Source organism: Actinospineispora acaciae DSM 45401 (genome assembly GCF_000620785.1).
In the GTDB taxonomy this organism is placed as follows: Bacteria; Actinomycetota; Actinomycetes; order Mycobacteriales; family Pseudonocardiaceae; genus Pseudonocardia; species Pseudonocardia acaciae.
This window is the reverse complement of record NZ_JIAI01000001.1, coordinates 368,331-390,814: the sequence shown is the minus strand read 5'-3', so window position 1 is coordinate 390,814 and position 22,484 is coordinate 368,331. Positions and strand designations below refer to the sequence as shown.

General features: G+C 71.9%; 27 protein-coding genes. 13 read left to right on the top strand and 14 right to left on the bottom strand.

Translation table 11 applies throughout. The features are described 5' to 3' along the window. Positions 1-50: 50 nt before the first annotated feature. Positions 51-242: a (2Fe-2S)-binding protein gene (locus N912_RS0101960; protein ID WP_245645152.1), complete on the top strand. Its 192-nt coding sequence runs from the start codon at positions 51-53 to the stop codon at positions 240-242. Positions 243-372: 130 nt separating this feature from the next. Continuing rightward, positions 373-858, top strand: a complete 486-nt coding sequence (gene bfr / locus N912_RS0101955) for a bacterioferritin (protein ID WP_028921097.1) — start codon at positions 373-375, stop codon at positions 856-858. Positions 859-889: 31 nt separating this feature from the next. Here bfr and N912_RS0101950 read toward each other — a convergent pair whose 3' ends face one another. From N912_RS0101950 to N912_RS48895, 6 genes are all read right to left on the bottom strand, one after another. Then, positions 890-1,876 carry an ABC transporter permease gene (locus N912_RS0101950; RefSeq protein WP_245645217.1) on the bottom strand — a complete coding sequence of 329 codons (987 nt, stop codon included), beginning with the start codon at positions 1,874-1,876 and terminating at the stop codon, positions 890-892. A gap of 5 nt (positions 1,877-1,881) precedes the next feature. After that, positions 1,882-2,865: an ABC transporter permease gene (locus tag N912_RS0101945; protein WP_028921095.1), complete on the bottom strand. Its 984-nt coding sequence runs from the start codon at positions 2,863-2,865 to the stop codon at positions 1,882-1,884. Beyond that, positions 2,858-4,420 carry a sugar ABC transporter ATP-binding protein gene (locus N912_RS0101940; protein ID WP_037062650.1) on the bottom strand — a complete coding sequence of 521 codons (1,563 nt, stop codon included), beginning with the start codon at positions 4,418-4,420 and terminating at the stop codon, positions 2,858-2,860. The genes N912_RS0101945 and N912_RS0101940 overlap by 8 nt, the downstream gene beginning before the upstream one ends. After that, positions 4,420-5,463, bottom strand: a complete 1,044-nt coding sequence (locus tag N912_RS0101935; protein WP_425415261.1) for an ABC transporter substrate-binding protein — start codon at positions 5,461-5,463, stop codon at positions 4,420-4,422. Before N912_RS0101935 ends, N912_RS0101940 begins: the two co-directional genes overlap by 1 nt. A 216-nt stretch (positions 5,464-5,679) precedes the next feature. After that, complete coding sequence (locus N912_RS48900) at positions 5,680-6,507, bottom strand: DeoR/GlpR family DNA-binding transcription regulator (RefSeq protein ID WP_051579455.1); 828 nt, start codon at positions 6,505-6,507, stop codon at positions 5,680-5,682. 912 nt (positions 6,508-7,419) lie between these two features. Continuing rightward, entirely contained in the window at positions 7,420-7,896 is a 477-nt protein-coding gene (locus tag N912_RS48895) for a MarR family transcriptional regulator (protein ID WP_051579454.1), read from the bottom strand. A 111-nt stretch (positions 7,897-8,007) separates the two neighbouring features. On the opposite strand from N912_RS48895, the gene N912_RS0101920 reads away from it, so the two are divergent. Both N912_RS0101920 and N912_RS48890 read left to right on the top strand, forming a co-directional pair. Beyond that, positions 8,008-9,183: an MFS transporter gene (locus tag N912_RS0101920; protein ID WP_028921092.1), complete on the top strand. Its 1,176-nt coding sequence runs from the start codon at positions 8,008-8,010 to the stop codon at positions 9,181-9,183. Between the two features lie 7 nt (positions 9,184-9,190). Then, on the top strand, positions 9,191-9,586 hold the full coding sequence (locus tag N912_RS48890) for a DnaJ family domain-containing protein (RefSeq protein ID WP_037063261.1): 396 nt from the start codon (positions 9,191-9,193) through the stop codon (positions 9,584-9,586). On the opposite strand, the gene N912_RS0101910 is transcribed toward N912_RS48890, so the two are convergent. After that, positions 9,583-10,170 (bottom strand): ClpP family protease, encoded by a 588-nt coding sequence (locus N912_RS0101910; protein ID WP_028921091.1) that lies wholly within the window; start codon positions 10,168-10,170, stop codon positions 9,583-9,585. The two genes, N912_RS48890 and N912_RS0101910, sit on opposite strands and share 4 nt — an antisense overlap. Before the next feature lie 361 nt (positions 10,171-10,531). On the opposite strand from N912_RS0101910, the gene N912_RS0101905 reads away from it, so the two are divergent. The 5 genes from N912_RS0101905 (at position 10,532) to N912_RS0101885 (ending at position 13,517) form a co-directional block, all read left to right on the top strand. Continuing rightward, positions 10,532-10,882 (top strand): PadR family transcriptional regulator, encoded by a 351-nt coding sequence (locus tag N912_RS0101905; RefSeq protein ID WP_028921090.1) that lies wholly within the window; start codon positions 10,532-10,534, stop codon positions 10,880-10,882. A 186-nt stretch (positions 10,883-11,068) separates the two neighbouring features. Next, the gene (locus N912_RS0101900; RefSeq protein ID WP_028921089.1) at positions 11,069-11,365 is read left to right on the top strand and encodes a hypothetical protein; all 297 of its coding nucleotides are present in this window, start codon (positions 11,069-11,071) and stop codon (positions 11,363-11,365) included. Between the two features lie 100 nt (positions 11,366-11,465). Continuing rightward, positions 11,466-12,257, top strand: a complete 792-nt coding sequence (locus N912_RS0101895; RefSeq protein ID WP_028921088.1) for a DUF427 domain-containing protein — start codon at positions 11,466-11,468, stop codon at positions 12,255-12,257. Positions 12,258-12,292: 35 nt separating this feature from the next. Next, a complete protein-coding gene (locus N912_RS0101890; protein WP_028921087.1) occupies positions 12,293-13,045 on the top strand; it encodes an SDR family NAD(P)-dependent oxidoreductase in 753 nt (250 codons plus the stop codon). Positions 13,046-13,151: 106 nt separating this feature from the next. Next, entirely contained in the window at positions 13,152-13,517 is a 366-nt protein-coding gene (locus tag N912_RS0101885) for a MerR family transcriptional regulator (protein WP_028921086.1), read from the top strand. A gap of 3 nt (positions 13,518-13,520) precedes the next feature. Here N912_RS0101885 and coaA read toward each other — a convergent pair whose 3' ends face one another. The 3 genes from coaA to N912_RS48885 all read right to left on the bottom strand — a co-directional run bounded on the left by coaA (position 13,521) and on the right by N912_RS48885 (position 16,536). Next, positions 13,521-14,513 carry a type I pantothenate kinase gene (coaA, locus tag N912_RS0101880; protein WP_028921085.1) on the bottom strand — a complete coding sequence of 331 codons (993 nt, stop codon included), beginning with the start codon at positions 14,511-14,513 and terminating at the stop codon, positions 13,521-13,523. Continuing rightward, positions 14,510-15,241 (bottom strand): SDR family oxidoreductase, encoded by a 732-nt coding sequence (locus tag N912_RS0101875; protein ID WP_028921084.1) that lies wholly within the window; start codon positions 15,239-15,241, stop codon positions 14,510-14,512. Before N912_RS0101875 ends, coaA begins: the two co-directional genes overlap by 4 nt. Before the next feature lie 65 nt (positions 15,242-15,306). Then, positions 15,307-16,536: an MFS transporter gene (locus N912_RS48885; RefSeq protein ID WP_051579452.1), complete on the bottom strand. Its 1,230-nt coding sequence runs from the start codon at positions 16,534-16,536 to the stop codon at positions 15,307-15,309. Between the two features lie 65 nt (positions 16,537-16,601). Between N912_RS48885 and N912_RS0101865 the strand changes: the two genes are divergently transcribed. Further along, on the top strand, positions 16,602-17,354 hold the full coding sequence (locus tag N912_RS0101865; RefSeq protein WP_028921083.1) for an ArsR/SmtB family transcription factor: 753 nt from the start codon (positions 16,602-16,604) through the stop codon (positions 17,352-17,354). Here N912_RS0101865 and N912_RS0101860 read toward each other — a convergent pair. From N912_RS0101860 to N912_RS0101850, 3 genes are all read right to left on the bottom strand, one after another. Beyond that, the gene (locus N912_RS0101860; RefSeq protein ID WP_028921082.1) at positions 17,351-17,731 is read right to left on the bottom strand and encodes a hypothetical protein; all 381 of its coding nucleotides are present in this window, start codon (positions 17,729-17,731) and stop codon (positions 17,351-17,353) included. The genes N912_RS0101865 and N912_RS0101860 overlap by 4 nt on opposite strands. Then, entirely contained in the window at positions 17,728-17,973 is a 246-nt protein-coding gene (locus N912_RS0101855) for a ribbon-helix-helix domain-containing protein (protein ID WP_028921081.1), read from the bottom strand. The genes N912_RS0101860 and N912_RS0101855 overlap by 4 nt, the downstream gene beginning before the upstream one ends. 82 nt (positions 17,974-18,055) lie before the next feature. Then, positions 18,056-18,622: a hypothetical protein gene (locus N912_RS0101850; RefSeq protein ID WP_028921080.1), complete on the bottom strand. Its 567-nt coding sequence runs from the start codon at positions 18,620-18,622 to the stop codon at positions 18,056-18,058. A 143-nt stretch (positions 18,623-18,765) separates the two neighbouring features. On the opposite strand from N912_RS0101850, the gene N912_RS0101845 reads away from it, so the two are divergent. Both N912_RS0101845 and N912_RS0101840 read left to right on the top strand, forming a co-directional pair. Next, positions 18,766-19,971 (top strand): sensor histidine kinase, encoded by a 1,206-nt coding sequence (locus tag N912_RS0101845; protein WP_064745131.1) that lies wholly within the window; start codon positions 18,766-18,768, stop codon positions 19,969-19,971. Continuing rightward, complete coding sequence (locus N912_RS0101840) at positions 19,968-20,627, top strand: response regulator (RefSeq protein ID WP_028921078.1); 660 nt, start codon at positions 19,968-19,970, stop codon at positions 20,625-20,627. Before N912_RS0101845 ends, N912_RS0101840 begins: the two co-directional genes overlap by 4 nt. Positions 20,628-20,766: 139 nt before the next feature. Here N912_RS0101840 and N912_RS0101835 read toward each other — a convergent pair whose 3' ends face one another. Further along, positions 20,767-21,753: a helix-turn-helix transcriptional regulator gene (locus N912_RS0101835; protein WP_028921077.1), complete on the bottom strand. Its 987-nt coding sequence runs from the start codon at positions 21,751-21,753 to the stop codon at positions 20,767-20,769. Between the two features lie 60 nt (positions 21,754-21,813). Between N912_RS0101835 and N912_RS48880 the strand changes: the two genes are divergently transcribed. Further along, positions 21,814-22,404: a DinB family protein gene (locus N912_RS48880; protein WP_051579451.1), complete on the top strand. Its 591-nt coding sequence runs from the start codon at positions 21,814-21,816 to the stop codon at positions 22,402-22,404. Positions 22,405-22,484: the final 80 nt, after the last annotated feature.

Sequence of the window (22,484 nt, the reverse complement as noted above, 5' to 3'; positions counted from 1 at the left end):
AGGCTTGCCTCACCAAACATCAACAAGGGGTCGAGCGGTTGTTCGTCTGCATGTGCACGGCGGTCACGGAGCGGGAGGTCCGTGCGTGCGTTCGCGCCGGTGCCCGGACCGTCGACGAGGTCGGGGAACGGTCACTGGCCGGCACCGGGTGCGGCGGATGCCACGAGCACATTGAAATGATCTTGATGGATGCGGAAGCCTTGGACGCGCCCGGGTTGCACGCCCTCCCACAGTCCGCCTGAACCGGTTATCGTTCGCTTCCCTTACGTTCCCACAAGCTTTCCTAACTCCCCGTGATCGTGTCCTAATACGCAGAGTCACGTGTATGGTCGCCCCGTTGTTCAGAAAGATCGACAAGGGGGAGAGCCAGCCATGCGTGGCGATGACGAGGTCATTGCGCTGCTCAACGAACAGCTGACCAGCGAGCTGACCGCGATCAACCAGTACTTCCTGCACTCCAAGATGCAGGCCAACTGGGGTTTCACCGAGCTCGCCGAGCACACCCGCCGCGAGTCCATCGAGGAGATGCAACACGCGGAGAAGATCACCGACCGCATCCTGTTCCTGGAGGGACTGCCGAACTACCAGCGGCTGTTCTCGCTGCGGGTCGGGCAGACGATCCGCGAGCAGTTCACCTCGGACCTCGCGATCGAGCTGGAGGTGGTGGAACGGCTGAAGCCCGGCATCGCGATGTGCCGGGAGAAGGGCGACATCACCAGCGCCAACCTGTTCGAGAAGATCCTGGCCGACGAGGAGGAGCACATCGACTACCTCGAGACCAACCTGGAGCTGATGGACAAGCTCGGCGAGCAGCTGTTCCTGGCCCAGCTGGTCGAGCGGCCGCCCACGAACGGCTGAAGTTCGAAGAAGGCTGTCGCGCCGCGGCCGCTTACCGGCGGCGGCGTGACAGCAACGCCTGCGTCACGATCACGACCACCAGGAACCCGCCGGAGACCACCGTCTGGATGGACGAGTTCTCCAGCCCGGGAATGTGGTTGATCAGGTTCTGGATCACCGCGAGCAGCGCGACGCCGGCCGCCGTGCCCAGCACCGAGCCCGACCCGCCGGCCAGCAGGGTGCCGCCGATGACCACGGCGGCGATCGCGTCCAGCTCGGCGCCGACCCCGACGATGGTCACCCCGGACGCGGCCTGGGCGGCGGCCAGCGTGCCCGCGAGCGAGGCGAGCACGCCGGAGAGCACGTAGACGGCGACCTTGGTGCGCGCCACCGGCAGGCCCATCAGGGTGGCCGCCGACTCCGAGCCGCCGATCGCGAACAGCCGCTGGCCGAACCCGGTCCGCCCGAGCATCAGCCCGCCCGCCGCGAACAGCACGACAGCGATCCAGGTCGGCACCGCGAGCCCGAGCAGCCGCCCCTGGCCCCACCAGAGGAACGCCGAGCCGGGCGGCACCAGGTAGGTGTCCGCGCCCTCGTCGGTGAGGAACAGCAGCAGGCCGCGGGCGAACAGCAGGCCGGCCAGGGTGGCGATGAACGGCGCCAGCCGGAACCGGGTGATCAGCACGCCGTGCACCGCGCCGATCACCGCGCCCACCGCGAGCGGCACCGCGAACGCCGGCAGCAGGCCCCAGCGCGACGCGTACGCGGCCAGCACGCCGCCGAGCGCGAACACCGAGCCCACCGACAGGTCGATGCCGCCGGTGATGATCACGAACGTCATGCCGAGGGCGACCAGCGCCGGGAACGCCGCCTGCAGCGCAAGGTAGCCGAGGTTCTCCCTGGTCAGGAAGGTGTCGAAGGTCAGCCCGCCGACGGCGAGCACGGCGGCCAGCACCACCAGCGCGCCCCGGCGCTGTAAGAAGGTGCTGATCCGGTCGCCCCGCCGGGCCTCGTCGGGGGCCACCGCATGGTCGATCAGGGTGCTCACCTGGTCACCGCCTGCGCGCGCTGCACCGCGACCGCCGCGACGATGATCGCCGCCTGGGACATCTGGGCCACCGAGGACGGCACGTTGTTCCTGATCAGCGTGGCGATGATCAGCTGCATCAGGATCGCGCCGGCCACCGTGCCGACGACCCTGATCCGGCCGCCGGTCAGCGGGGTGCCGCCGACCACCACCGCCGTGATCGCGGACAGCTCGATGAGCAGCCCGATGTTGGACGGGTCGGACGCGGTGAGCTGCCCGGTGGCGAGCACGCCGGCGAACGCGGCGAGCAGCCCGGAAAGGAGGTAGACCACCAGCAGCACCCGGGTGACCGGCAGCCCGGCGAACTCGGCGGCCGTCCGGTTGCCGCCGATGGCCACCAGCCGGCGCCCGAACGTGGTCCGGCCGACCAGCAGGGCGACGACCACGACCAGCGCGAACGCGGCGAGCACGACGTTCGGCACGGACAGCGTGGAGCCGCCGCCGAGCTCGAGCAGCCCGGGCTCGGTGATCGGAGTGGAGCGGCCCTGCGCGATGACCAGCGCCAGCCCCCGGCCGCCGACCAGCAGCGCCAGCGTGGCCACGATCGGCTGCACCCCGACGAAGGCCACCAGGCCGCCGTTGAGCAGCCCGGCCGCCGCGCCGATCACCAGCGCCGCGACCAGGCCGCCACCCACCCCGTAGCCCAGGTACAGCGGGAGGACGGCGGCGGCCAGCGCCATCACCGACCCGACGGACAGGTCGATGCCCTCGGTGCCGATGACCAGCGCCATGCCCAGCGCGATGATCAACACGGGGGAGACCTGGACGAGCTGGGTGCGCAGGTTTTCCAGGGTGGCGAAGTGCGGGGTGAACGCCAGGTTGAACAGCACCAGCGCGGCCAGCGCGACGTACACGCCGTAGTCGCGGGCCAGCCCGAGTGCCCTGGCGCGGTCCATGCCGGCCAGCCGCGCCGGCGGGGTCGCGTTCAGCGAGCTATCCACCGGTCGCCTCGTGCGCGATCGCCGCCATCACGCCCGACACGCTCACCTCGGCGCCGGACAGCTCCGCGACCGAGGCGCCGTCGCGCAGCACCACCACCCGCTGCGCGCCCTCGACCAGCTCCTCCAGGTCGGAGGACACCAGCACGATGCCCAGCCCGTCGCGGGCCAGCTCGTCGATCAACATCTGCACCTCGGCCTTCGCCCCGACGTCGATGCCCCGGGTGGGCTCGTCGAGCAGCAGCACGCGCGGGCTCATCGCCAGCCAGCGGGCCAGCATGACCTTCTGCTGGTTCCCGCCGGACAGCTCGGAGACCGGCTGGTCCGGGCCGGCGGCCTTGATCCGCAGCCGGTCCATGAACGTGCGCACCACCCGGTCCTGGCGGGCGGGGGAGACGATGCCGAACCTGGACAGCCGGGGGAGCGCGGCGAGCAGGATGTTCTCCCGCACCGAGAGGTTGGGGACGATCCCCTCCGCCTTGCGGTCCTCGGGCACGAGCACCAGCCCGGCCCGGATCGCGGCGGCCGCGCCGGAGCGCAGCGGGCGGCCGTCGACGGTGACGGCGCCGCCGTCGTGCGGGGCCACTCCGGCCAGCGCGGTCATCGTCTCGCTGCGCCCGGAGCCGAGCAGCCCGGCCAGGCCCACCACCTCGCCGGCGTGCACGTCGACGTCCACCCCGGCGAGCACCCCGCGCCGGCGCAGGCCCCGGGCGCGCAGCACCGGCTCCTCGGCACCGTCCTCGGCACCGTGGTCGGTGGTGAACGCGGTGGTGCCGCCCTCACGAACGCTCGCCGGATCGCGGCCGAGCATGGCCGAGACCAGCTCCAGCCTGCTCAGCCCGGCCAGCGGCCCACTGTGTACCACGGCCCCGTCGCGCAACACGGTGACCGTCTCGCACAGCTCGTACAGCTCGGCCAGCCGGTGGCTCACGAACACGATCGCGATGCCGCGTTCGCGCAGGCCGCGGACGGTGTCGAACAGGGTGGCCACCTCGCGCGGCTCCAGCGAGGAGGTCGGCTCGTCCATGATGACCACGCGGGCGTCCGAGGACACAGCCCTGGCCAGCGCCACCATCTGCTGGGTTCCCAGGCCCAGCGAGCCGAGCCGGCGGCGGGGGTCGACCCGGATGCCCAGGCCGCCCAGCAGCTCCCGCGCCCGCCGGTGCATCGAGCGCCGGTCCACCAGCCCGGCCCGGCGCGGCTCGCGGCCGAGGAACAGGTTGGCCGCCACGCTCATGCTGCCGACCAGGTTGACCTCCTGGTAGATGGTGGCGATGCCGGCCCGCTGGGCGTCGATCGGCGCCGCGAACCGCACCGGGCGCCCGGCGTAGCGGATCTCGCCGGTGTCCGGCCGGTACACCCCGGTGAGCAGCTTGATCAGGGTGGACTTGCCGGCGCCGTTCTCACCGACCAGCGCGTGCACCTCACCGGCCCGCACGCCGAAGTCGACACCGCGCAGCGCGACCACGCCACCGAAGGACTTGCCGAGGCCGCCGGCCGCGAGCACGGACTCGCCGGCCGTGAGCACGGGCTCGGCCGCTGGGCTGGGCTCGGGCATCAGTAGGCGGTCTGCAGACCCTGCTGGGCGTTGCTCGAGTCGTAGGCGTGGTCCGAGATGATGATCTTCTGGGGGACCGGGTTGTCGGTGTAGAAGCGCTGCAGGGCGTCGAACACGATCGGGCCGAAGCGCGGGTTGCTCTCGATGACGCCGGCGATCTCGCCGTTCGCCACGCCCTGCACCGCCTCCCGGGTGCCGTCCACGGTCACGATCTTGACGTCCTGGCCGGGCTTCTTGCCGGCCGCCTTGAGCGCGACCACCGCACCCAGCGCCATCTCGTCGTTCTCCGCGTAGATCGCGTTGATGCCGGGGTTGGCCTGGATGAGCTGCTCGGTGACGGTCTTGCCCTTCTCCCGCTGGAACTCGCCGGTCTGCTCGGCGACGACCTTGAGGCCGGGGGAGTTGGAGGTGATGTAGTCCTTGAAACCCTGCGTACGCTCGGTAGTCACGTTGTTACCCGAGGTGCCCAGCAGGATCGCCACGTTCGCGTTGCCGCCGGTCGCCTTGGCCATCGCCTCGCCGGCGCGCTTTCCCTGGTCGACGAAATCCGACACGATCGTCGTCAAATAGTCCTTGCAGACCGCCGCGGTGGCCAGCGCGCGGTCGATGGCGATCACCGGCACGCCCTTGGCGCGCGCGGCGGCCAGCGCGGGTTCGAGCCCGGTGGAGTTCAGCGGCGCGACGACCAGCGCCTGCACGCCCTGGCTGAGCAGGGACTGTATATCGGCGATCTGCTTGGGCAACTGCGACTGGGCGTTGGTGGTCTCCAGGGTGATGCCGCGCTTGGCCGCCTCGTCCTTGAGCGACTGGGTCTCGGTGATGCGGAACGGGTTGGCTTCCTTCTCCGACTGGGAGAAACCAATCTTCAGCTTGGTCAGCTCGCCGGGCGCGACGCCGTAGGCCTGCCGGGTACAGCCGGGGCCGGCCGACTCGGTGCCCTTGATCTGCTGCTGGCCGGCGCCGGAGGAGGGCGCCCCGCCGGTGCCCCCGCCCTGCGGGTTGGCACAGCCGGCGAGGACCAGCGGGACCAGGGCGGACAACACAGCTGTCCGACAAAACACTGCCCGACGAACCGCTGCCCGACGAACCGCGACAGTGCGGACCATGGGAGGACCTCCTCGAAGAATTTCGACCCCCTACGCGGACGGCCGCGCGCCACACTGTGACCGACCCGGACCGATGTCGTCAATCACGGATCGGAAAGTGAACAGAATCGATCGGTGATTCGAGCGTATCGGTCACAACGTTGCAGGCCTCGGTCAAACGGCCTGGTCCGCCTCGCTCATCGACTGATCGGGCGTTCGGTCGCCCAGCGGCGGCGCCACATGCACGTGCACGCCGAGCTCGGTCAGCCGGGCCAGCTCGTCGGCGTCCGCGCCGTCGTCGGTGTAGAGATGGTCGATGCGCTCGGCCGGCACCGTCTGGACCACGGCCTCGACGCCTATCTTGGTGCGGTCGGCCAGCACCGCGACCCTGGCCGCCGTGGACACCAGCGCGCGGTCCATGCTGGCCACCGAGATGTTGGGAGTGGACAGACCACGCGCGGCGGTCAGGCCGTTGCCCGAAATGAACGCGGTGGTCACTCTCATGCCGGCGAGCATCTGCTCGGCGGCCGGCCCGATCGTGGCCAGTATCGACCCGCGCAGCGCGCCACCGGCGAGCACCACCTCGATGTGCCGCGACCTGGCCAGCGCCTGCGCCACCAGCAGCGAGTTGGTGACGACTGTCAGCTCGGCGAACGAGGCCAGCCGCCGGGCCAGTGCCTGGGTGGTGGTGCCGGCACCGAGCACCACCGCGTCGCCGTCCGAGACCAGCTCCACGGCCGCCGCCGCGATCGCCGCCTTCTCCTCGGCGGCCTGCCGGGTCTTCTCGGTGTAGGTGGGCTCGTGGGACGCGCCGGCCGGCCCGGTCGCGGCCACCGCACCGCCGTGGCGGCGGCTCAGCAGGCCGGCCGACTCCAGGTAGCGCAGGTCGCGGCGCACGGTGACGTCGCTGGCGCGTACGGCGGCGGCGAGCTCGCGCAGCGACACGGCACCTTGGTTGCGGACCAGTTCGAGGACGAGCTGACGCCGTTCAGCAGCGAACATGACCGCACACCCTAGACCGCTCGAACTCGATCGGTACAGGCACGACCGATCAAGAACGATCGCTCGGCCGGGGGACGAGGGGGAGAGGTGTATACACGGCCGGTCCTCGTCCCGTTTCGACCCGGTGATAGAAACCGGCATCCCGAGCGGTATCCACGGTATGGCATGCCTAAGTAGGTTAAGAGAGTTTGAAACACGGACGGGTGGCGTGATGGTAAACGCGATTGACCTAATCCGGTTCGGGAGGGGTGTCGGTCATATACAAACCGTCCACAGGGCTTGTGGACAACATTGCACACCCCTGTTTCGCTCCACGGAACGGCAAACCGAACGAGCGCTCGGTCTATTCACGATTGCATATTTCAAGCGGATATTACTTCCACCGGTGTTGTCTTACTTTCTTTAAAACGATCTTGCAGGGGTAGTTTTAGTCAACAATCCGGATAAATGAAGGTATTGATGACGTACGCCCATGGCGGGCGCTGAGGCTCGGGCCGCACACAACGGCCAACCATGCGCACGGCCGACGCGCATGCGACGACGCGATGCATCCACAGGCGGGCTCGCGCCGGGCACGGTCGTACTACCCGGGCATGCCGACGCTCCTGGCGGGCTCCTCACTACCCCGCCCCGCTCTCGAGCGATTTCAGCGGGTCTCCCCAGGCCGGTCTGGTTCGAGCCGATAATCTACATTATGTCAAGTAAGCTGGAGACGGTCGCCGCCCCAACCCCGATCGAGGCTCCCCTCTCCCCCTACCGACGGCCCCGACCGGCCCTGACCTCGATCGTTACGCCGTGCGGGCCGAACCGTTCGCACCGGTGGCCGGCCGGTCGGCCCGCCGTGCACCGCCACCATGCACGCGCGGCCCCCGCACCCCGCCGGCCACCGTTTCGCCTCGACCGCCGTCCGCCTCATCGCTGTTCCTTGCCGTCGCCCGGGCACGGCCGCAGCCCCGAGGCGTTCTCGGTCAGGCGCGTCAGGAAGTCGGCGATCAGTTCGAGCTGGTCATCGGAGTACCTCGCGACGACGTCGGCCGTGCGCGTCCGCTCGGCCGCGCCGTGGATCGGGTACGGCTCCACGCAGAGCGACACGATGACCGCGCGTCGGTCCCTGGCCGCGCGGTCGCGCCGCACCTGGCCGGCCCGTTCCAGCCGGTCGAGCACGCCGGTCACGGTGCCCGAGCTCACCCCCGCCAGCTGCCCCAGCCGCCCGGGCGCGAGCGGCCCGTGCAGCTCCAGCAGGTGCAGGAACACCCCCTCGCAGGTGTTCAGCGTCAGCTCCGCGCAGTCCCTGGCGTGCTGGTAGCGCGACAGCGCACCCACCGCGACCTGCCGCCGCAGCGCGGAGTCGATCACCTTCAGCAGCCGTGCCCTGCCATCGCTTGCCATCGGACCACGCCATCCCTACTATCTCGTCCAGACGAGATACATGTGCAGCCAAGATACTCGCCCGCACAACATACTTGTCGCGGCTAGTTTACAAGCGTCAGGAGGACGCCAGTGCCATTCGTCGTACTTTCCCTGATGTTGTGCGTCTTCGGCGTCACCACGGGCGAGTTCGTCATCGCCGGCATTCTCCCGGAAGTCGCCCAGGACCTGGCCGTCTCCATACCCACCGCCGGCTTGCTGGTCTCCGCCTACGCCATGGGAATGATCGTCGGCGGCCCGGTGTTGACCGCGCTCACGGCTCGGTTCGCGCGCAAACAACTGATCGTCGTGCTCCTCACGGTCGTGGTGGTCGGCAACCTGGCGTCCGCGCTCGCCCCGACCTACGCCGTTCTCTTCGCGGCACGAATCGTCACCTCGCTGGTGACATCCACCTTCTTCGCCTACGCGATCGTCATCGCCACCGCAACGGCCGAACCGGGCAAACAGGCATCGACGGTGTCCAAGCTCGCGTTCGGGATGAACCTGTCGATGATTCTCGGCGCGCCGATCGGCACCTTCATCGGCACCAGCTTCGGGTGGCGTTACACCTTTGTCGCCATTGCCGCGTGCTGCGCGCTCGGGCTGGCCATGGTTCTCCGGTCGGTGCCCGGCGGCCCGCGCGCCGAGCCCGGCACGTCGGCGCTCGCCGAGCTGCGGGTGTTCCAGCGCCGCGATGTTCGGCTGGCGATAGCGGTGACCGCGATCGGCAACATCGGGCTGTTGACGGTGTTCACCTACTTCGCGCCGCTGCTCACCTCGGTCAGCGGGTTCGCTCCCGACGCGGTGGCCGTGCTGCTGCTGGTCTACGGCTGCGGGGCCACCGTCGGCAACTTCGTGGGCGGCTGGTTGTCCGACCGGGCGCCGATGCGGTCGCAGGTCGGCCTGCTCGCCGTCCTAGCGGCGGCGTTCGTGTTGTTCTGGCTGGTCAGCGCGGGCACTGTGTCCACGGTGGCGCTGGTCTTCGCCGTCGGCGCGCTGGGGTTCGCGGTCATCCCCGGCATGCAGGCGCGAATCCTGACCACCGCCGCCTCGGCCCCCACCTTAGCCATCGCGGTGAACGCGTCCGCGTACCAGCTCGCGGCGGCCCTTGCCGCATGGCTCGGTGGCCGCGTGATCGACGCCGGTTTCGGAACCGCATCCATCTATCTGGTCAGCGCCGCCGTCACCGTCGCTGGAATCGGTGTCAGCTGTTATGCGTGGACGCGGGACGGTCGAGTCGTCGAGGCGGCCCGCGGGCCCCTGTCATGATGGAGGCATGAACGGGTGGTCACGATATGAGTCGGTCGTCGACCAGCAGATCCGGTTGGCACAGGAACGCGGCGATTTCGACGATCTTCCGGGAAAAGGGAAACCGCTGCCGGGGCTGGACGGTCCCGATGACGAGCTCTGGTGGGTGCGCGGCTACCTGCGTCGTGAGGGCCTGTCCGGCGATGCGCTGCTGCCGCCCTCGCTGCAACTGCGCAAGGAGGTCGAACGGCTGCCGGAGACCGTCCGGGAGCTCCGGTCCGAGCGGGCGGTCCGAGACGTCGTGAGCGAGCTCAACCGCCGGATCGCCGACTGGCTGCGCACGCCGTCGGGACCCGCCGTGCCGCTGCGCCCGGTGGACGCCGACGAGGTGGTGGCCCGTTGGCGCGCGGGTGACGAGCGCTAACGCGAGCCGTTCGGGCGCCGGACCGCCCGGGTGATCACCTCGTCGACGAAGCCGTACTCGAGCGCCTCCTGGGCGGTGAACCAGCGGTCCCTGTCGAAGTCGGCGGTGATCCGCTCGACCGGTTGGCCGGTGTGCTCGGCGATCAGCTCGGCCAGCTCCCGCTTGTGCTTGCGGAACTGTTCGGCCTGGATGGCGATGTCCGACTCGGTGCCGCCGACCCCCGCGGACGGCTGGTGCATCAGGATCTGGCAGTGCGGCAGCGCGTACCGCTTGCCCGGCGTCCCCGCGGACAGCAGGAACTGTCCCATCGAGGCGGCCAGGCCCATCCCGTGCGTCGCCACGTCGCACTCGATGAACCGCATCGTGTCGAAGATGACCATGCCGGCGGGCACGGACCCGCCCGGGGAGTTGATGTACAGCGAGATGTCGGCGGTCGGGTCCTCGGCGGAGAGCAACAGCATCTGCCCGGCGATCCGGTTGGCGATGGCGTCATCCACCTGCTCCCCCAACACGATGATCCGCTGCCGCAGCAACCGCTCGTACACCGAGTCGGCCAATGTCGCCGATACCGCGTCGGCCCGCATCTCCGGAGACTCCGATACCGCGCTCAGCTCGTGCCACATCATCTCTCGCCGCCCCACTTCTCGAAATCCGGACAGCGATCGACACTAGCGCCCCAAGGTTCTTTGTCCACGGCCGAAGAGGCTTTTTCGCTTGCGGCGAAAAAACGTCCGCCGCTTTCGAACATTTGCTAAGAATAAGTTGGCGCGGTCTGCCCGAATACCAGAAGGTTGGTCCACGACGGCATCCAGGCATGACCCAGGTCGGTGACGCACATACTCACCCTTTCGAGTGACCATGGGCCTTGACTGTATCGATCCTCCGTTCACAATTCTCCCAAGGGCGTCACCGCGCGTACATCGATCGGCCTAGAGGAAGGGCGACATGCGGGCCGAAGCACTGAAGGGGCACCTGGATGCGCTCCTGCTCGCCGCGCTGGAGCCCGGGCCGGCCCATGGGTTCGGTGTGATGGCCGAGCTGCGGCGGCGCACCGGCGGGTCGGTGGACCTGGAGGGCGGCACGCTCTACCCCGCGCTGCGCCGGCTCGAGGAGGCCGGCCTGATCAGCGGCGCCTGGACCACCGCCAGCGGCCGGCGGCGGCGCGAGTACCGGCTGACCGAGCCCGGCCGCCACGCCCTCGCCGAGGAGCGCGGCAGGTGGCGCCACTTCGTGGCCACCCTCACGGCGGCCCTTGATCCGGCCCGGGCCGGCGGCGGCTGCCGGACCCCGGTGTGACGGTGTCCACTGTGGTCACAACGGGTGTGAAACACGCGGTACCTGGGTAAACCCACTGCACGACCTGGACTCGGGCAGGAGCCGAGTGTGGCGGTCGCGGTCGCCCGCTCGGCATGGAGTTGAATGGTCGGCGGTCCGGCCCGCCGCTCCCCCGGTCGGCAGCGGCCGAGGTGAGCGGAGGTTTTCGTGTCGTACGACGTGATGAGCGTGTACACCCTGACCATGGGTGACGAGGAGGGAGCCACCACGGTCAGCGTGCACACCTCGGCCGACGACGCCTGGCGCGCGCTGGACCGCGAGGTCCGCGCCCGGTGCGGGCTGCGCCCCCGGCCCCGGCGGGTGGTGGACCCGGAGGCCGCGACCAGGCTCGCGGACGCCTGGCGCGCGGGGGACGTCGAGACCCGGTTCTGGCAGATCTGCCCGCACCAGCTCCCGCTGATGGTGCCGGCGACCGCCGGGCCGGTGGTCCCGGTACGGCACTGACGAGGTTTCCTCCCCGAACAAGGGAATAGCCGCGCCGGCGGCGTCGTCGGGAATGGCTGGGGCCGTCACGGGGAACCGCAGCCGACGACAGGAGCACGCCATGGCGCTGACCTGGGCACCCGGCCCACTGGCCGGGACCGGATCGGACAGGACGAACTACCAGATCGACGGGCCCAAGCATCGTTTGTTGATGCACCCGTTCCCGCGCCGGGTCCGCGCGGAGTTCGGCGGGCAGACCGTGCTGGACACCCGCGCCGGAGTACTGCTGCACGAGACCGGCCTGCTGCCCCAGCTGTACGTGCCCGAGGCCGACCTGCGCGCCGACCTGCTCGAACCCACCGACCACCACACCCACTGCCCGTTCAAGGGCGACGCCTCCTACCGCTCGCTGCGGGTCGGCGACCGGGTCGCGGAGAACGCCGTGTGGGCCTATCCGGACCCGAAGCCCGAGGCCTCCTGGCTGGAGGGGTACGCCGCGCTGTACTGGTCCTCGGTGGACCGCTGGCTCGACGAGGACGACGAGACGGTCGGGCACCTGCCCGACCCGTTCCACCGCGTCGACATCCGCGCCACCGGCCAGCGGGTCCGGGTCCGCGCCGGTGACCTGGTGATCGCCGAGTCCGCCCGGGCGCTGGTGTTGTCCGAGACCAGCCTGCCCAACCGCTACTACCTGCCGGCCGAGGACGTCCGGGAGGACCTGCTGATCCCGAGCGACACCCGCACGGTGTGCCCGTACAAGGGGTGGGCGAGCTACTGGTCGCTGCGCGCGGACGGTCACGAGATCGACGATGTGGCCTGGGGCTACCAGGATCCGCTGCCGGAGTCGCTGCGGATCGCCGGGTACCGCAGCTTCCTGCACGACCAGCTCACCGTGGACGTCTCCGACGCTTGACCTTGACGCCCGCGTCAAGGTTTAGCGTCGCGCCCATGAGCAATGAGCTGAGGGGCAGGGCGGTCATCGTCACCGGCGCCGGGAGCGGCATCGGGCGGGTGACCGCCCACCGGTTCGCCGACGAGGGCGCGGACGTGCTGGTGGTCGGCCGCTCGGAGGATCGTCTGAAGGAAACGGCCGACGGGCGGGCGAACATCCACGTCTGCGCCGCCGACGTCGCCGCGCCGGACGGGCCGGCGGACATCGTCGAGGCGGCGGCGAGGACGTTCGGCCGGATCGACGTGCTGGTGAACAACGCGGCGATCATCCGGCCGGCCCCGCTGGGCGAGATCGACAGGGCGGGTGCCGAGGAGCAGCTCAACACGAACCTGGTCGGGCCGCTGTTCCTGGCCCAGCGGGCGCTGCCGCTGCTGGTCGAGGCGCGCGGCACGGTGATCAACGTGACGTCCATGGAGGCATACCGGGGGTGGCCGAACAACTCGGTGTACGGAGCCACCAAGGTCGCCCTGGACTTCCTCACCCGCACCTGGGCGGTGGAGCTCGGCTCGGCCGGCGTCCGGGTGGTGTCGGTGGCCCCCGGCGTGACCAAGACGCCGGTCCTGATCCACGCCGGGCTCACCGCCGAACAGATCGAGGCGAGCAAGGATGCGTTCCTGGCCCGGATCCCGCTCGGGCGGCTGGCCGAACCGGAGGAGATCGCGTGGTGGATCGTGCAGATGGCGCGCCCCGAGGCCGGCTACGTCAGCGGCGCGGTGCTCCGGGTGGACGGCGGGGTCAACGTCGCATGAGCCCACGACGCGACGTACCCACAGGCCGAATGCGAATGCGGCGCACGCCGAGCGCAGCGAGGCTGGGTGACACGGCATGAGCGTGAGTGCGCCTAGTCTCGAACGCATGCGGATCGGTGAGCTGGCGCGAGCGGCCGGCACCACGCCCCGGGCCATCCGGTACTACGAGCAGCAGGGCCTGCTGGCCGCCGACCGGGCCGCCAACGGCTACCGCACCTACTCCCCCGTCGCCGTGGCGCAGGTGCGCAACATCCGCCGGCTGCTCTCCCTCGGGTTCACCACCGACGAGGTGCACACGTTCCTGCCCTGCCTGGACCGGGACCTCGACGGTGGAGTGTTCTGCGAGGCCAGCACGGACGCGCTGCTGAACAAGATCGCGTTGCTGGACGGCGAGATCTCCGCGCTGACCGCCATGCGCGAGAAGCTCACGGCCGCGCTGCACGGCGTGACCGACAAAGCCGCCGCGAGCTGACGCTCAGAGTTTGCGCAGCCGGATCCGGGTCACCGCGTGGTCGCGGCCCTTGGTCAGCACCAGGGTGGCCCTGCCCCGGGTGGGCGCGATGTTGTGCCGCAGGTTCGGGCCGTTGATCTCGTCCCAGAGCTGCTCCGCGCGCCGGATGGCGGCCGGGGTGTCCAGGTCGGCGTAGCGGCGGAAGTACGAGGCGGGGTCGCGGAACGCCGTCTCGCGCAGCCGCAGGAACCTATCGATGTACCAGCTCCGCACGTCCTCGGCCAGCGCGTCGACGTACACCGAGAAGTCGATGAAGTCGCTCACCGCCAGGCTGCTGCCCCGGCCCTCCCGGCTGGGCGGCGCCGGCTGCAGCACGTTCAGCCCCTCCAGCAGCAGGATGTCCGGCCGGCGCACCGCCGCCGTCCGGTCCGGGACGATGTCGTAGGTCAGGTGCGAGTACACCGGCGCGCGGACCTCGTCCTTGCCGCCCTTCACCTCGGTGACGAAACGCAGCAGCGCGCGCCTGTCGTACGACTCGGGAAAACCCTTGCGGGTCATCAGCCCGCGCCGCTCCAGCTCGGCGTTCGGGTGCAGGAAGCCGTCGGTGGTGATCAGCTCGACGCGGGGGTGGTGCGGCCAGCGGGCCAGCAGGGTGCGCAGCAGCCGCGCGGTGGTGGACTTGCCCACCGAGACCGACCCGGCGATGCCGATCACGAACGGGGTGCGGGCCGGCTGGTGGCCGAGGAAGGTCCGGTAGGCCCGGTACAGCCGCCCGCCCTCCTGGACGTGCAGGTTGAGCAGCCGGGACAGCGGCAGGTACACCTCGCGGACCTCGGCCAGGTCGACCTCGTCGCCGAGGCTGCGGATCTGTTCCAGCTCGTCGGCGGTCAGCGGCAGCGCGATCGACTCCCCCAGCCGCGACCAGGACGCGCGGTCGAAGTCCACGTACGGCGACGGCGAGGAGCGCACGCCGTTGGACGGGGCGGCGGCGACCCGGTCCGAGGTGAGCCGGCTCATTGCTTGATCGACATGACGGCGTACTCCACCACGTTCACCCCGGCCGGGGTGCCCAGCACGTGCACCACGGCGTCCGCTATCGCTTCCGGCGGCAGGCCGTCGGCGCCCTGGCGGGCTCGGAACGCGTCGGTCTCGGGGTCGTCCGAGCCGGCGGCCAGGTCGGTGTCGACCAGGCCGGGGGCCACGGTGGTGACCCGGATGCCGTCGGACGCGAGCTGCAGGCGCAGCGCCTCGCCGAGCGCGTGCACCGCGAACTTCGTGGCCGCGTAGACGCCGGTGCTCGCCCTCGGCACCCGGCGCCCGGACATCGAGGAGATGTTCACCACCGCCGGCGCCGACCCGGCCCGCAGGTGCGGCACCGCCGCCTTGGTGACGGCCAGCAGGCCCAGCACGTTGACCTCGAACATGGCGCGCCAGGACGCCGGGTCGGTGTCGGCCACCGGGCCGGCCGCGAAAAGCCCGGCGGAGTTGACCACGGCGTCCAGGCCGCCGAGCCGCCGCGCGGCCTCGTCCACCGCGCCCGGCACCGCCGCCTCGTCGGTGATGTCGCAGGCCACCGCCACGGCGCCGGCACCGAGCCGATCCGTGAGGGCGGCCAGTCGATCGAGCCGGCGCGCCAGCAGCGCCACCCGGCCACCGGCGGCGACCACCGCGCCGGCCACCGCCTCACCGATCCCCGACGACGCCCCGGTCACCAGCACCCGCCGGCCGCCCACTGCGCCCTCCATGGCGGAAACCTACCTCCGCGCCAGCGGCTCGGCAGCGCACCGAGGCGGTACTCACACGGTCGCGCTCAGTCCTCGACCGCGGCGACCGCCGAGGGAGCCTCGGTCACCCTCGCGGAGAGGGCGAGCGCGACCAGCCACAGCGCCGCGCCGACCACCGCGAGGTATCCCAGCCGGCGGCCGAACTGGACAGCGGCGGCCGGCGCACCGGCGACCGCGCCGAACACCGCCACCCCGAGCGCGGTGCCGCACTGCCGGGCGGTGTTGTTGACCCCGGCGGCCAGCCCGGACCAGGCCGGCGGCAGCGCGCGCACCGCCGAGGCCACCACCGGCGCGGTGAACAGCCCACCGCCGACGCCCAGCCCGAGCATGGCGGGCAGCACCGCCAGGTGGCTCGCGGACGGCCCGAGCAGCGCCAGCCCCGCCGCGCCGGCCGCGGCCACCGAGGCGCCGGCGACCAGCACCGGCCTCGGCCCGAACCGCCCGGCCAGCCGCCCGGCGACCGGCGCCAGCACGGCGATCGGGACGAACAGCGGCAGCAACGCCAGCCCGGCGGCGAGCGGGCTCAGGTGCCGGACCCCCTGCAGGTAGAGGGTCAGCACGAACAGTGCGCCGTTGATCACGAAGTTCATCAGCAGCGCGGCGAGGTTCGGGCCGACGAACGTTCCCCTGGTGACCAGCGCGAGCGGCGGCAGGGCCGGGCCCCGCCCCGAACGCCGGCCGGCCTTGGCCACCAGCAGCGGCACCGCGACCAGCGCCCCGGCCACCACCGGGATGTTGATGTCGAACACCAGCCGCCAGCCGCCCGCGGTGACCAGCAGGCCGCCCAGCAGCGGCCCGGCGGGCAGCGCCAGCGACGACACGCCCGCCCAGATCCCCAGCGCGCGAGCCTGCGCGGCCCGGTCCGGGTAGGCGTGGGTGATCACCGCCAGGCTGCCGGGCAGCAGCAGCGCCGCCCCCGCGCCCTGGCCCGCCCTGGCCACGACCAGCGCATCCAGGCTCGGGGCCAGCCCGCACGCGGCCGAGGCCACCCCGAACAACGCCAGCCCGATCATCACCACCCGCCGGTGGCCGATCCGGTCACCGAGGGTGCCGCCGGCCAGCAACAGCCCGGCGATCGCGAACGCGTACCCGTCCACCACCCAGGGCAGCCCCGCCGCGCCGGTGCCGAACCCGGCGCCGATGGACGGCAACGCCACGTTCACCACCGTGACGTCGAGCAGCACCAGGAACATGCCCACGCACATCACCGTGAGCACCGCCGCCGGCCGGGCGGTCAACCCCTCTTCGCGTCCCATGCCCCCCAGGGTGGCCCGCGAACACTTCCACGGCGGTCGAAGCGTCGTGGGCGCAGAATGGTGAGGTGACCGGAGGAGAACCCGCGCTGTCCGCCCTGGCCGCGCTGCTCGCCGAGCCGGCCAGGGCGAAGATGCTGCTCGCGCTGACCGACGGGCGCGCGCTGGCCGCGTCCGTGCTCGCCGACGAGGCAGGCGTGTCCGCCCCGACCGCCAGCGCGCACCTGGCCAAGCTGCGCGACGGCGGCCTGATCCGGGTCGAGCGCTCCGGGCGGCACCGCTACCACCGGCTGGCCAGCCCGCAGGTGGCGACCGCGCTCGAAGGGCTGGCCGCGCTCGCCCCCGCCGAGCCGATCAGGTCGCTGCGCCAGCACACCCGCGCGGCGGCGCTGCGGGGCGCCCGCAGCTGCTACGACCACCTGGCCGGACGGCTCGGCGTGGCCGTCACCTCGGCGCTGCTCGACCGGGGTGCCCTGGTCGCCACCGACGGCGTCCAGGACACCGGGCGGCGCCCCGGCGACCCGCTGTCCGCGCAGCTGCCGACCCACCCGTACCGGCTCGGCGAGCACGCCGCCGAGGTCGTCGGGCTGCTCGGGGTGGACAAGGACGTGCTGTCCGACAACGGCGCCCGCCGGCCGCTGCTGCGGTTCTGCCTGGACTGGAGCGAACAGCGCCACCACCTGAGCGGGCGCCTCGGCGCGGCCGTGCTCACCGCGATGCTCGACCAGGACTGGCTGGCCCGCACCCGGCGGCGGCGCGCGCTCGAACTCACCGAGGTCGGCGCGCGGGAGCTACGAGACCGGCTCGACCTGGACCTCTAGGGGATCTCCTCGGCGGGCACCTCGACGTTGAACTCCTTGTACCGCCCGGCGTCGGTGGTCACCAGCGGCCAGCCGCGGCGCTGCGCGCAGGCCACGGCGTGCGCGGCCTCCAGGTCGCCCGGCTCCAGCTGGCCCATCGCGCGGGCGCGGTCGGCGTCCAGGTCGTCGATCACCGTGTTCGGCAGCCGGAGCAGCACCTCCAGCACCGGGTGGTACTTGTCGTCGAGCTGCGACCAGGCGGCGGCCACCGCGGCGGACGGCAGCACCAGCACCATGTGCTCCTCGACCACCGTCCACACCAGCGCGGCGGCATAGACCGACCGCTGTGAGGCGAAGGCCATCACGGCGGATGCGTCGAGGACGCGCCCGCCGATCACGCGACTTGCTGGTCCGCCGGGGGAAGGCCCAGATCGCGCCGCACCGCGTCCAGTGCTTCTTGCGGCGGTCTTCCCCCGAGGACACGCTCTAGCTCGACCAACGCCTGGTTGCGCTCCAGCTGGCCACGGAGCGCGTCGGCGACGAAGGCGGACAGGCTCGCGGCGGCGCCACTGCGCACCGCAATTCGAGCATTGGCCACCAGCTCTGGTGGCAGGGTGACCGTTATACGCTCGGATCCCATAGCGCGGAGGCTACCGGAGATCGGAACGCCCGCTTCAGTCGGTACTCGCGTGAGTGATGAGACTTCCGCGGCCGGTTCTCAGCTAGCGCGCCGGCCGGGCTCTCTCCCGCACGGTGACCCACACCGGCCAGCCGACCAGCCAGATCACCAGCACCACCGTCATCCGGCTCATCGCGGTCCAGAGCGCCTCGGTGCGTGCCGCGTCGCCGACCACCGCCACCAGCACGAGCGTGATCACGCCCGCGATCACCCAGGCCACCGCGAACCGGCCCCACTCCCGCCACTCGTAGCGCACCCGCGCCGGGCCGGAGCGCGGCGGCCGCCACGGCGGCGGGCCGTCGGCGAAGCGGTGCGCCACCCGCTGGTCGGCCCAGCGCACCATGCTGTGCCCGAACATGACGGTGACGCCGAGGTACGCGGCGGCCAGCCCGTGACCGAGCCCGGCCGTCGCGCCGGCGCGCAGGTTGAGCACGGTGGCCACCAGGATCACCACGTCGATCAACGGCAGGCTCAGCAGCAGGACGGTGGACAGCGGCCGGTTGCGCAGTGCGTAGCGGACTACCAGCGCGACGGCGAGCACCACCCAGAACCCGACCTCGCCGGCGACGATCACGGCGAGCACCGGGTTCTGCGACATCAGCGTGAACACCCCGACAGGGTCACCGCCGCGCCCGGTTTCCGGCGTCGGCGGACGGCACCATATTCGGGTCATCATTTCGGAGGACCCGCCGACCCTGTTGGTCCGGCCGCCGGAGGACGAGGACCGTCCGCCCGCTGTGCTGTGATGGAGCGGTGTCCCGGTCGGAGTGGCTCACCCGGCGGCTGAGAGAACCGTCGTGGCAGGACCCGCTGTTCGCGGCCGGGCTGTTCGGCGTCGGCGCGCTGCTCTACCTGAGCAAGCTGTACACGCTGTACTCCCCGTCCGGAGACGTGCCGGCCTGGCGGCTGGGCCTGCTGGCGGCGGCGTGCGCCCCGCTGCTGCTGCGCCGGCGCCGGCCGGTGCTCGCGCTCGCCCTCGCGGCCGGGCCGATCACCGCGGACGTGGTGTTCGGGTTCAACCTGGCCACCGCCTTCGTCCTTGGCGACCTGCTGTTCTGCGTCACGCTGTACGGCTCGAAGCGGGTCAGCCGGGTGATGGTGGTGCTCGCGGTGGCCACCCCGGCGGTCACGCTGCTGGTCGCGCTGGCGGTGGCGGCGGAGTGGCGGCTGGCCGTGCTGCTCACCCTGCAGGTGGTCGCGCTGCTGCTGATCCCGGTGGGCTGGGGCCGCGACGTGCGCCAGCACCGCGAGATCGCCACCGCCGAGCGGACCAGGGCCGCCCAGCTGGCCCGGATCGGCGAGCTGGACCGGGCGGCCGCGATCGCCGAGGAGCGCTCCCGGATGGCCCGCGACCTGCACGACGTGGTCGCCGGGCACCTGTCCGCGATCGCGCTGCAGTCCGAGGCGGTGCTGTCCATGGCCGACCGCGACCCGGCCACCGTGCGCACGGTGCTCGGCTCGGTGCGGGAGAACAGCGTGGCCGCCCTGGTCGAGATGCGCGCGATGATCGACCTGCTGCGCGCCGGCCGGGACGAGGCTGACCCGCCGGTCGCGCCGGCCCGGCTGGTCGACCTGGACCGGCTGCTGGAGTCGGCGCGCGCGGGCGGGCTGCGGGTCGAACCGACCGGCCCGCTCCCACCCGAGCCGCTGCCCTCGGTGATCGACCTGACCGCGTACCGGATCGTGCAGGAGGCGCTGACCAACGCCGTCAAGCACGCCGAGGGGGCGCGGGCGTGGGTGAGCGTGCGCCGGGACGGGCCGTCCCTGCTGGTCGAGGTGATCAACGAGCTGCCCGGCCCCGCGGTGGCCGGCACCGGCATCGGGCTGGCCAGCATGACCGAACGGGCCGAGGCGGTGGGTGGTTCGCTGTCCGCCGGCCCCGGGGCGCCGGGCTGGCGGGTGCGGGCGGAGCTGCCGGCGGACGGCCTCGGCGGCCCTGGACAGGGGGTACGAACGTGACGATCAAGGTGCTGGTGGCCGACGACCACGGCGCGGTCCGGGCCGGGCTGGTGCTCATCCTGAGCGGTGCCGAGGACATCGAGGTGGTCGGCGAGGCGGCGGACGGCGCCACGGCCGTGCGGATGGCCCGCGCGCTGCGCCCGGACGTGGTGCTGATGGACGTGCGGATGCCCGGCACCGACGGCATCGAGGCCACCCGCCAGCTGGTCGGCGACGGCGTGTGCGAGGTGCTGGTGCTCACCACGTTCGACCTGGACGACTACGTGTACGCCGCGATGCGCGCCGGCGCGGGTGGCTTCCTGCTCAAGTCGGTGGAGGCGCCGAGGCTGGTGGAGGCGATCCGGCAGGTGGCCGCCGGGGACGGGGTGCTGGAGCCCAGGGTCACCCGCCGGATGATGGCCGCGTTCGCGGCCGCCGCCACGCCGGCCCCGCCGCCCCCGCCGGCCGGCCTCGACGAGCTGACCGAGCGGGAGCACGAGGTCCTGGCCTGCCTCGGCGAGGGCCTGTCCAACGCGCAGATCGCCCGCCGCCTCTACATCGGCGAGACCACCGTCAAGACCCACGTGTCCCGGGTCCTCACCAAGCTCGACCTGCGCTCACGCGTCCAGGCCGCAATCCTCGCCCAAGAACACGGCCTCCTCCCCGACCACCGCTGAAAAACCCTCCGCGAGTCGGGCGTCCTGGCACACCGAGTCGGGCGTTCTGGCACACCGGCCGTTGCGACGACGCGCGGCCACGGATGTGCTCAAACGCGCGACTCAGTGTGCTGAGACGCCCGACTCGCGGGTGGGTGGGTCAGTCGGGCGCGTAGCGGGCGGCCAGGGCTCGTGCGGTGGCCGCCATGCGGGCACGTAGGTCCGGCGGGGTGAGCACCTCGATCTCGGCGCCGAGCCGCAGGAACGCCGACTCGGCGTGCCGGTGCGACTCGATGGGCAGCGTCGCGGTGACCCAGCCGTGCTCGTCCGGCTCGGTGGCGGACTCGTGCATCGCGCGCGCCTCCACCGAGCCGACCAGCAGCGGCAGCAGCTCGCGACCCCGGGGCGAGAGGCGGACGGTGGCGGTGCCCCGCCAGAGCGCGGCGCGCAGCTCCTCGGAACGGCCCCGCCAGAACGCCGCCAGGTCGAAGCCGTCCGGGCGCCGCGCCGGCCGGGCCACGTCGCGCAGCGCCAGCACCCGGGCCACCCGGTAGGTCCGAGGTTCGCTCTCGCCGTCCGACACACGGGTCGCGACCAGGTACCAGACCCCCGCCTTGAGCACCAGCCCGAGCGGGTTCAGCTCCCGGTCGACCTCGTCGCGCCCCCACCGGCGGTACCGCACCGCGATCCGCCGCTCCCGCCACACCGCCGCCGCGATCTCGGACAGGAACGGCGTGTCCTCCGCGTCCCGGAACCAGCCCGGGGCGTCCAGGTGAAACCGCCGCGCCACCGTCGACGCCCGCTCGCGCAGCTCCGGTGGGAGCGCGGCGGACAGCTTGAGCTGCGCGGCGGCCAGCGCCCCGCCCAGGCCCAGCTCGGCGGCCGGGCCGGGCACGCCGGCCAGGAACAGGCTCTCCGCCTCGTCCGAGGTGAGCCCGGTCAGGCGGGTGCGGTAGCCGTCCAGCAGCCGGTAGCCGCCGTCGGGCCCGCGGTCGGCGTAGATCGGGACGCCGGCCGCGCCGAGCGACTCCACGTCCCGGTACACGGTGCGCACCGAGACCTCCAGCTCGGCGGCCAGCGCCGGCGCGGTCATCCGGCCCCGGTTCTGCAGCAACAGCAGCAGGGACAACAGCCGGCTGGCGCGCACCCGGCCATTCTGCCGGATACCTGACAGAAGATGTCAGCTCCCGCGTCGAAGCTGACCGCCATGAGCATCCCCGAACAGCTGTTCTTCGCCCTGGCCGTGCAGGCCCTCAGCGCGGTCACCGACCGGATCGACGACAACCAGTGGGACCTGCCCGCCGACACCGGCATGTCCCGGGGCACCGTGCGCGAGCTGGTGGTGGCGCACGCGCGGGACGCCCAGTGGGTCGGCCACGTGCTGGCCGGGCGCACCATCGAGGACGGCAACAAGATCTTCCCCGACCAGCCGCTCGGCGACGACCTCAAGTCCGGCTGGCGGGACATCGCGGACCGCGCCGTGGCCGACGCCCAGGCGCTCGACGACCCCGACAAGATCGTGCACCTGTCGTTCAGCGGCGGCGAGTACGGCGAGTTCACCGCGCGCGACTACCTCCAGCAGGGCATCGCCTACCACGGCCTGCAGGCCTGGGACCTGGCCCGGGTGCTCAAGGTGGACGACACGCTGCCCGCCGACCTGGTGGCCGGCATGACCGAGGTCCTCGCGCCGGTCGCCGACCAGTGGCGCGAGCTGGGCGTCTTCGGCCCGGCGGTGTCGGTCCCGGACGACGCCTCCGACCAGGACAAGCTCCTCGCCCTCACCGGCCGCCAACCCTGACCGGATCGCCCGGAAGGTGGACCGGCCCGCGCACGTAGAATGGCTTGCACTCCAAGGAGGTTTGCGTTCTCGTGCCCACG

What these genes read in the sequence shown, in the direction of transcription:
- N912_RS0101890 (WP_028921087.1), top strand. Translation starts at nt 12,293, where the DNA reads ATGAGCAATGAGCTGAGGGGCAGGGCGGTCATCGTCACCGGCGCCGGG.
- coaA (WP_028921085.1), bottom strand. Translation starts at nt 14,513, where the DNA reads ATGAGCCGGCTCACCTCGGACCGGGTCGCCGCCGCCCCGTCCAACGGC.
- N912_RS0101960 (WP_245645152.1), top strand. Translation starts at nt 51, where the DNA reads ATGTGCACGGCGGTCACGGAGCGGGAGGTCCGTGCGTGCGTTCGCGCC.
- N912_RS48900 (WP_051579455.1), bottom strand. Translation starts at nt 6,507, where the DNA reads ATGTTCGCTGCTGAACGGCGTCAGCTCGTCCTCGAACTGGTCCGCAAC.
- N912_RS48895 (WP_051579454.1), bottom strand. Translation starts at nt 7,896, where the DNA reads ATGGCAAGCGATGGCAGGGCACGGCTGCTGAAGGTGATCGACTCCGCG.
- N912_RS0101940 (WP_037062650.1), bottom strand. Translation starts at nt 4,420, where the DNA reads ATGCCCGAGCCCAGCCCAGCGGCCGAGCCCGTGCTCACGGCCGGCGAG.
- N912_RS0101905 (WP_028921090.1), top strand. Translation starts at nt 10,532, where the DNA reads ATGCGGGCCGAAGCACTGAAGGGGCACCTGGATGCGCTCCTGCTCGCC.
- N912_RS0101910 (WP_028921091.1), bottom strand. Translation starts at nt 10,170, where the DNA reads ATGCGGGCCGACGCGGTATCGGCGACATTGGCCGACTCGGTGTACGAG.
- N912_RS0101875 (WP_028921084.1), bottom strand. Translation starts at nt 15,241, where the DNA reads ATGGAGGGCGCAGTGGGCGGCCGGCGGGTGCTGGTGACCGGGGCGTCG.
- N912_RS0101895 (WP_028921088.1), top strand. Translation starts at nt 11,466, where the DNA reads ATGGCGCTGACCTGGGCACCCGGCCCACTGGCCGGGACCGGATCGGAC.
- N912_RS48890 (WP_037063261.1), top strand. Translation starts at nt 9,191, where the DNA reads ATGAACGGGTGGTCACGATATGAGTCGGTCGTCGACCAGCAGATCCGG.
- N912_RS0101855 (WP_028921081.1), bottom strand. Translation starts at nt 17,973, where the DNA reads ATGGGATCCGAGCGTATAACGGTCACCCTGCCACCAGAGCTGGTGGCC.
- N912_RS48885 (WP_051579452.1), bottom strand. Translation starts at nt 16,536, where the DNA reads ATGGGACGCGAAGAGGGGTTGACCGCCCGGCCGGCGGCGGTGCTCACG.
- N912_RS0101885 (WP_028921086.1), top strand. Translation starts at nt 13,152, where the DNA reads ATGCGGATCGGTGAGCTGGCGCGAGCGGCCGGCACCACGCCCCGGGCC.
- N912_RS48880 (WP_051579451.1), top strand. Translation starts at nt 21,814, where the DNA reads ATGAGCATCCCCGAACAGCTGTTCTTCGCCCTGGCCGTGCAGGCCCTC.
- bfr (WP_028921097.1), top strand. Translation starts at nt 373, where the DNA reads ATGCGTGGCGATGACGAGGTCATTGCGCTGCTCAACGAACAGCTGACC.